Origin of the sequence: uncultured Enorma sp., assembly GCA_905210055.1 — a bacterium.
Lineage (GTDB): Bacteria > Actinomycetota > Coriobacteriia > Coriobacteriales > Coriobacteriaceae > Enorma.
The window spans coordinates 1-7,732 of the sequence record CAJLVH010000089.1; the positions used below are offsets into that span (position 1 = coordinate 1).

Sequence of the window (7,732 nt, forward strand, 5' to 3'; positions counted from 1 at the left end):
CTCGTAGCCGAGTTCGGAGAAGACGGCGTCGATGAGGCCATCGATGCGTGCTGCTTCGCCGAGCACAACGCCGGATTGCATCGCCGCGCGCGTACTGCGCCCGATGACGCGCTTCGGCGCGCGCAGCTCGATGACGGGAAGCCGCGCGGCAGCCCGGGCGAGCGAGCGCGCGCCGAGCGCCACGCCCGGCGCGATGATGCCGCCGGCGAACGCGCCATGCTCGTCGATGACCTCAAAGTTCGTTGTGGTACCAAGATCGATGGCGAGGACGGGGGCGCCGTACGTCGCGCGCGCCGCCACCGCGTCTGCGATGCGGTCCGGTCCCACCTCAGCGGGGTCATCGTAGTTCATGCACACGCCGGTTTTGATGCCAGGGCCTATGACGAGCGGGCGGCAGCTGCACGCGCGGCCGAGCGCCGTGCGCCAGGGGTCGGTGAGCGTGGGCACCACGCAGGAGAGCACGACGCCGTCGAGCGGATTGTTCGGCATGAGCGCAAGCACCTGCTCAAGCTGTATGCGCGCTTCGTCTGCGGTGATGTGCGCGGGCGTGGTGAGCGCGCACGAGTCGATGACCTGCGCATCCGTTGCCGATGCCTCACCGCTGCGCTCGATGGCGCACAGTCCGATGCTCGTTGTGGTGTTGCCGACATCTACGGTCAGAATGCGAGGCATGGTGGCTCCTTTGCATCGTGTTCGCTGGGGACACTGTACCACGCCATGGCCGCGCCCTGAGCTTTGCGGTTCGTTCAAGAAGAGGGCGGGGCCGAATTTGGCGCGCGTCCAGCTGGCTAGCAATAATTCTGTCAATCGTTTGAAAAAGCGGCCGAAGACCGCCGTCCAAGTTATAATCGTGCGCATCCGAGCCGTAACCCGACTCCCCGCCGAGGGGGAGCGGATATACGAAGGGGTTCATATGAGCGAAACGGGCGTCCGCGCGGGGCTGCGCGGGCAGTTGAGCGCTGCCGGCATCGTGATTGGATGCGTTGGCTGCGTCATCATCACGGCGTCATCGGTCTACACCGCCCTCAAGATGGGCGCGCTGCCGTGGCCGACCATCTTCACGTCCATCACCGCGCTCGTGCTCTTGCGCGCGGTGGGGCGCACCAGTCTGAATGAAGCGAATATCACGCAGGTTATCATGTCCGCTGGCTCCATGGTTGCGGGCGGCATCGCGTTTACGGTGCCAGGCATCTGGATTTTGGGGCTCGGCGTCGAGGTGAGCTGGTGGGAGATGCTCTCCGTCGCGCTTGGAGGTACGCTGCTCGGCCTCGTGTGCACGGCGCTCATTCGCAGGCGTTTTGTGGACGAAAGCGACCTCGAGTACCCCATCGGTACGGCGGCGGCCGAGACGCTTCTGGCAAGTAAGGCGGGCGGTCGCACCGGTCGAGTGCTCTTCGGGTCGATGGCCTTTGCCGGTGCGTGGTGCGTGGTGCGCGATGTGCTGGGATGGATTCCTTCGCTGGTGGCCGTGCTGTCCATTCCCGGCGTGAGCTTCGGTATCCAAGCTTCGCCCATGCGGCTCTCCGTGGGCTTTCTCGTGGGTGGACGCTCCGTGGCGTGGTGGATGGTCGGCGCGGTGCTCGCGGCATTCGGCATCACCGTTGGCGGAACCGCCGTGGGGCTCTGGGATCTCTCGACCGCGCAGGGTATCGTGAGCAGCCTCGGCATGGGTCTCATGATGGGCTCGGGTTTCGGCGTAGTGTTGAAGGATATTGTGCTGCCGCTTTTCTCCCGAACGGCTCGGCCTGGTTCCCCGGCGCTCGAGCAGTCCTGCTCGCACGGAGGCGCCACTGGCGCCTCCGGCTCGTGCGGAACTCGCGCCGGGGAACCAGGCCGAGCCTGCCAGAGCCAAACGGTAGACGATGCGCTGAACTCCACTACGAGACCCTCGCTGAAGAAACCTGGCTTGCGGCCGCTGCTCGTCCTCTTCGTCGCCTCTGCCGCGCTTATCTGCTGCTTCGCGCTGCGTTTGTCGCCCGTAGTTACCGCTGCCATCGTGCTGCTCTCGTTCGTGACGGCTATCATGAGCGCGCAGTCCGTGGGCCAGTCTGGCATCGACCCCATGGAGATTTTCGGCCTCATCGTGCTGCTCTTCGTTGCCGCATTTTCGCAGAGCACGCAGGTGCAGCTCTTCTTCGTGGCGGGCATCATTGCCGTGGCGTGTGGTCTCGCGGGCGACGTGATGAGCGATTTTAAGACCGGACAGATCATTGGAACCGATCCGCGCACGCTGTGGATCGGTCAGGTGATCGGCGCGCTGCTGGGTGCGATCGTGGCTGTCGCGGTGATGCTCGCGCTCGTGGCGGCGTACGGTACGGATGCGTTCGGTGCCGACGCCGAATTCATCGCGGCGCAGGCAAATGTCGTCGCGACGATGGTCGCAGGTATCCCGAGCGTGCCGGCGTTCGTGCTGGGACTTGTGGGCGGAACGTTGCTCTACTGCGCGGGCATTCCGGCGATGATGCTCGGGCTTGGCGTGTACCTGCCGTTTTACATGTCGCTCACTACGGGTGTGGGCGCACTCATCCGCGTGGCGTTCGACCGCGTGCGCGCATCGCGTGTGGGGCGTGACGGCGACGAGGCGGTGAAGGAACTCGACGAGACCGGTGCCGTCGTGGCCTCCGGCGTGCTCGGCGGCGAGTCGATCGTGGGCGTCATCATCGCGTTCGCAAGCGTGGCGTCGGGGCTTATGGGGTAGCGCGCTCGTATGCGCTGTGCGGCATGCCCGCCGCCGGATGCGGAGCCCCAGACAGTGCTCAGCAGGGCTGAAACTCTGTCTGGGGCATACCGCGCAAGTCTTATGCCTTCGTCTTCATCTTCTGTTCGAAGTCGAAGTTTACGAGGTTATAGCTCAGCATATCGAGTTCACTGCAGATGGCCTCCGCAGCGGTTTGGAAGGGGATGATTGCACGGATCGTGCCAAGGCCGCTTCCAGCATCAGCAGCGGTTTCGCTGTTACGTTCACACACGGGTGGCAGCTTGAGCGCACTGCCATCATGGCCTTCGCTCGTAGTAATCACGAACACGTGGTCTGTGAGCAAATGCAGCGCCTGCGCAAGCTGCATCATGCGCCCATGCCCTGGGCCACCTAAATCCACGAGCATTATCACATGGTCTTTGCGAATCTCGTACGTAGGACCGTGCACGAACTCCTCCATCTCATAGGCGTTCGCCGCGATGCCCGTCATCTCATTGAGTTTGAGCGCGCCCTCGAGCGCCAGACCGTAGCCTCCGCCGATGCCGACGGTCATGATACGGCGTGCCTGAACGAGCTCTCTGATGTGTGCTGCGCAAAATGCGCGTGCGGCTTCGAAGGCACCCACCATGCCGTCGATCTCTGTGGAGAGCGCACCGATCAGTGCATCACGCGCATCGTCATCGAGCGTTCCGCGCGCGGATGCCGCCATGATTCCAAAGAGCGCGAGAAACGTGCAGCTCGAAGGGAAACCTTTGCCTACGTAGTAGTCGTCCGTGCCACTGCCGTACTCGAATACGTTTCCTCCGGCAACGTCGATAGGTGCGCTGGCGTTGCAGGTGAGCACCGCGACGGTATTGCCTTGCTCAACGGCCTTTTCGACGGCAGCTATGGTGTTCGTGCTCTTGCCCGATTGCGAGAGGCACAGCACGAACGTATCGTCGGGCTGTAGGTGATCGTAGAGGGTATAGCTCATGGGCCAACCGACCGTGACCTCGATGCTAAGCGCTTCCTGCAGGAAATCCCGCATGGTCATCGCGATATTGTATGAGGACCCAGAGGCTACGATATGGAGTCGTCGGTAGGGATGGGAGCAGAAGAGCTGCACGAGGCCGCCCACGCGTTCGTCGCGCGCATCGAGGATCGCGCGGCACGCAGCAGGCGCCTGTTCTATATAGGTGTACATGCTTCTCACGGCTGATGCCTTTCAGAATTGACGTGGACGAGGCTACACGATGATGCCCAGCAGGTTGAACACGATGCCGAAGGCCAGGATGCCGAAGATGAGCGGCACGACCTTCACGTTCTTGCGCAGCAGCCATGCCACGACGAGCATCGTCACGAGCGGCAGCAGGTTGGGCAGGATCTCGTCGAGTACCGTCTGCAGCTCAAGTGTTACCTCGTTGGCCATGTTGAACACCAACGGGGTGGAGATGCTGATCATCGAGCTCGTCATGGCACCGATAACCATCATGCCGAGGATGCCTGCGCAGAGCGAGATCTTCTCGATGATGCCGTTCTCGGTCATGGCGTCGAGGATGCGATGTCCCAGCTCATAGCTTTTCTGGGCAAGGACATAGCGGATCGTCCAATGCGGGATGTTGAAGATGAGCAGGAAGAGGATGGGGCCGAGGACATTGCCTTGCATGGCGAACTGGCATCCGATACCCGATGCGACCGTCTTGACGATGCCCCACCAGAAGCTGTCGCCGATGCCTGCGATGGGACCCATGAGACCCGCCTTGACGTTGTTGATGCTCGCGGTGTCGAAGTCCGGGTCTTGCGCGTTCTGCTCCTCCATGGAGGCCGAGATGCCCAAGATAAATGTTGAGAATTCGGGGTTGGTGTTGAAGAACTCGAGGTGGCGATTGATGGCCGCGCAGCGATCCTCGTCGGTCGTATAGATCTTCTCGATGGCGGGCAGCATAGAACGGCACCAGCCGATGGCCTGCAGGCGCGAGTAGATGAAGGGTCCTTCGAGGCCGAACGACTTGACGAACATATTCGTGAGATCGGCACGGCTCAGCAGGCGCTCGGTGCGCTTCTGCTCGACGGGTGCATCGGCGAGCGCGTCGAAATCGTCGAGGATTTCGCCGCTCGTTGCTTCGCTTGTCTGCTTGTTGTCAGTAAAGAAGTATGCGATCGCCGCTGCGCCTGCGCCGATGATGGCGATACCCATTGTGGGCATGCCGAGGTACGAGGCGAGCACGAAGCCGATGAAGAAGAAGGCGAGCGTCTTCGGCGACTGCGTGAGGTTGAAGAGCATGGCGAAGCCGAGTGCGGCGAGCAGGTTCGTACCTGTGCCGATGGCGTTCATGATGTTCTCGGGGATGGCGTTGGCGATATTAGCGACCACCTCGGCACCGATGAGCAGGCTCAGGAACACCGACAGGAACATGAACAGGCACGATGCGCCGAAGATGACCCAGAAGGCCTGAGTGACGCGCTGCGGCGTGTTGCCCTCGGGATGTGTGAAGAGCATCTTAGCGGCGATGAGGTCGTACCCGGTCGTCGCGAGGTGCTCGAGCAGGCGGTAGACGATGCCCACAGGAATGGCGAGCGCCACGGCGGCTTCGGCGGAAAGGCCGCCGGCGATGGCAAAGCCCGCGCCCAGGACGCCGGCGATGGTGATGTTGATGGGAATCGAGATGCCGATGCCCATCATACCCATAGTGGCGAGCTCGAGCGTGCCGCCGATGGTGACACCTTGGGCGAGGTCGCCGAGGGCGAGACCCGTGAGCGTACACATGATGATGGGACGCGTCGACTTGTTGATGCCGTCAACGTATTCGCACCAGCCGATGACGGCTATGAGGCCGAGGAGTATTTCTTGGAAGATGGTCATACTGGTTCCTTTCCATAATCCAGGACATGCGCGAAAGCATGAGAATTGTCCGGGTTGTCGGAGCCGCAGGCGTGCGCGGGGAGAGATGCTTGTGACTGTTCGCGCGCTGCGCCTAATCCACGAAACCGGCGAGGTTGGTCTTTGTGTCGCTCGGCACTTGCTGCGCATACACCTCATAGCCATCGCGAGAAAGTGCTCCGATGGTCGCCAAGTCGTCCGGTGTGAGGCAGATCGCCGGTAGGTAGCGCTTTGATTCCGCGCGCTCGCGCAGACCGCCGACGTTGATGGATGAGACGTCTTCCGTCGCCCGAGCGATTGCGGCGGCGTCGGCGAGGTTGTTCACCAGAACGAGCGAGCGGTAGTTTCGCGCTTTCTCCGAGTTGAGAAACGCGACGGTCTTCTCAACCGTGGAGATGACGAGGCTCATGCCCGCCGGTTTCGCAAGGGCGAACGTTGCCTTCGCGGCCTTGTCTTGAGATGCCTCGTCGTTTGCGATGATGATGAGGTCGATCGGCAGGCTCTTCGACCAGGCGTAAGCTACCTGGCCGTGGAGCAGGCGATCATCGACACGCAACAGCTCTACCATATGGTCTCCTTTCTCATGATTAGGCGCTTAAAAGTATAGATATATTGATTCATAAACGGTCAATTGTATATACAAAGTTACGAATATGTTTCGCTAGCGGTATACTGGGAACGGCGAGCGGCGCGATGTTTATGCGCGCGATCAGATTCGAGATGCTTGAGAAGGAACTTTCCATGGGTCAGACAGCGAAGTACCGTCAGGTCGAGGAGTTCATAAAGAGCGGTATCGCTGATGGTTCGCTGAAGGTGGGAAGCAAGATCATGACCGAGGAGCAACTCGGCCGACGGTTCGGGTTCTCGCGCATGACGGTCAACAAGGCGTTACTGAACCTTTCGAAAGAGGGATATATCGAGCGCATTCCCGGCAAGGGCAGTTTCGTGAGGACAGCACAGGTGGTGAAGCCCTCAGATAGCTCAAGGAGCTTTACCGAGGACATGGAGGCCATCGGTAAGAAGGCGGGATCCCAGCTGCTCTCCTATGAGGTCATTCGCGGAGAGGACGCTCCGAGCGTCGCCGAGAAACTTGGCCTTGCGGACGATGATCTCATTCACTACTTCGCGCGCTTGCGTACGGGTGACGGTGAACCTATTGCCATCAGCTATAACTATGTCTCTGCGGCGATCATCCCGGCTATCGATGTGCGCTGTCTTGACCATTCGTTCTACGCGTTCGTCGATTCGCTCGGGCTGCAGCGCATCTATCAGGGGAGTGAGTTCCGCGCGGTACTGCCTACAGACGAGCAGCGAGAACTATTGCGGGCTGGCGATATCGCGCTGTTTCGCGTATCGCACTGTACATATACGCGCGTCGACGGCGTGCTCGTACCGTTCGAATACACCGAGACAAATTACAACGGCGATATCTATTCTTATATTTCGAGCGATTAGGTGACAAAGGTTCCTTTTGGGATGATTGCGTTCCATTGGATGGTGGTGCGCAGGCGGGAGGGAATCGTGGTACCCTAACGCGGTGCCTCGCTGGGTGCGGGGTGTATGTCCGGCTTGATTCCGTTTCGGTTGTCTTTCAAGGCGAAAGATCGACCGGGGGGGGGTTATGTCCGAAATACCTTTCGGGCGTCCACGGCAGCGCGGCATTGCTTGTCTCCTTGCCGCATGGTGTGCGCTCGGCATCGGCGTCGATCTCGCGGGAGCTTCCTTCGACGAAGTCCATGCGCTGTTCGGCGATCTGCATGGTGCGGCCTACCTCGCGGCCGAGGTGCTGTGCTCGTTACCTGCTCGCGACGAGGCGCTCTATACCCTGTTTGTAGCCGGCTTGCTGTACCGTCCGTTCTGCGGGCTGTTCGGCGCGCGTGGGGCACGCTTGCGGCGGGTCGGTGGCGCGGCGGCGTGGGTCATCGGCGGCCTCTTCGCTGCAGCGCTCCTTTTTGGTAGGAGCTTCGACGAGGTTGGGAGCGCCGCTTACGTGACGGGCGGCATCTCCGCGGGCATTCGTTCGGCGCTTTTCTTCTCCGCGTGGTTGCTTTTGGCACGTGGCGGCATCTGCATGCTCTTCGCATGGCTTGATGCGGCGCGTTCTGGTGCCATAGAGGGGCGTGGTGCGACGGCGGAAGTCGGTGCCGCGGCCACGGAAGGCGGGTCGGGCGTCG

At 61.4% G+C, this 7,732-nt stretch carries 6 protein-coding genes and 1 pseudogene; 3 read left to right on the forward strand and 4 right to left on the reverse strand.

Annotated features, from left to right (window positions below; all coding sequences use genetic code 11):
• Nucleotides 1-672: type III pantothenate kinase (locus QZ079_RS06475; RefSeq protein WP_297036636.1), on the reverse strand; the 672-nt coding region annotated here is incomplete at its 3' end.
• Nucleotides 673-913: 241 nt separating this feature from the next.
• On the opposite strand from QZ079_RS06475, the gene QZ079_RS06480 reads away from it, so the two are divergent.
• Nucleotides 914-2,698, forward strand: coding sequence for an OPT/YSL family transporter (locus QZ079_RS06480; RefSeq protein WP_297036638.1), 1,785 nt, complete (start codon nt 914-916; stop codon nt 2,696-2,698).
• 100 nt (nt 2,699-2,798) lie between these two features.
• Here the strand turns inward: QZ079_RS06480 and QZ079_RS06485 are convergent, their stop codons facing one another.
• The 3 genes from QZ079_RS06485 to QZ079_RS06495 all read right to left on the reverse strand — a co-directional run bounded on the left by QZ079_RS06485 (nt 2,799) and on the right by QZ079_RS06495 (nt 6,126).
• Nucleotides 2,799-3,881: an SIS domain-containing protein gene (locus QZ079_RS06485; protein WP_297036647.1), complete on the reverse strand. Its 1,083-nt coding sequence runs from the start codon at nt 3,879-3,881 to the stop codon at nt 2,799-2,801.
• Between the two features lie 42 nt (nt 3,882-3,923).
• The gene (locus QZ079_RS06490) at nt 3,924-5,540 is read right to left on the reverse strand and encodes a PTS system mannose/fructose/sorbose family transporter subunit IID (RefSeq protein WP_297036641.1); all 1,617 of its coding nucleotides are present in this window, start codon (nt 5,538-5,540) and stop codon (nt 3,924-3,926) included.
• Nucleotides 5,541-5,652: 112 nt separating this feature from the next.
• On the reverse strand, nt 5,653-6,126 hold the full coding sequence (locus QZ079_RS06495) for a PTS sugar transporter subunit IIB (RefSeq protein WP_297036642.1): 474 nt from the start codon (nt 6,124-6,126) through the stop codon (nt 5,653-5,655).
• A gap of 173 nt (nt 6,127-6,299) precedes the next feature.
• On the opposite strand from QZ079_RS06495, the gene QZ079_RS06500 reads away from it, so the two are divergent.
• Together QZ079_RS06500 and QZ079_RS06505 are read left to right on the forward strand one after the other, a co-directional pair.
• Nucleotides 6,300-7,013 (forward strand): GntR family transcriptional regulator, encoded by a 714-nt coding sequence (locus QZ079_RS06500; protein WP_297036645.1) that lies wholly within the window; start codon nt 6,300-6,302, stop codon nt 7,011-7,013.
• Between the two features lie 166 nt (nt 7,014-7,179).
• Nucleotides 7,180-7,732 (forward strand): annotated as a pseudogene (locus QZ079_RS06505) (hypothetical protein); the annotation flags it as partial.

What these genes read in the sequence shown, in the direction of transcription:
- QZ079_RS06480 (WP_297036638.1), top strand. Translation starts at nt 914, where the DNA reads ATGAGCGAAACGGGCGTCCGCGCGGGGCTGCGCGGGCAGTTGAGCGCT.
- QZ079_RS06485 (WP_297036647.1), bottom strand. Translation starts at nt 3,881, where the DNA reads ATGTACACCTATATAGAACAGGCGCCTGCTGCGTGCCGCGCGATCCTC.
- QZ079_RS06490 (WP_297036641.1), bottom strand. Translation starts at nt 5,540, where the DNA reads ATGACCATCTTCCAAGAAATACTCCTCGGCCTCATAGCCGTCATCGGC.
- QZ079_RS06495 (WP_297036642.1), bottom strand. Translation starts at nt 6,126, where the DNA reads ATGGTAGAGCTGTTGCGTGTCGATGATCGCCTGCTCCACGGCCAGGTA.
- QZ079_RS06500 (WP_297036645.1), top strand. Translation starts at nt 6,300, where the DNA reads ATGGGTCAGACAGCGAAGTACCGTCAGGTCGAGGAGTTCATAAAGAGC.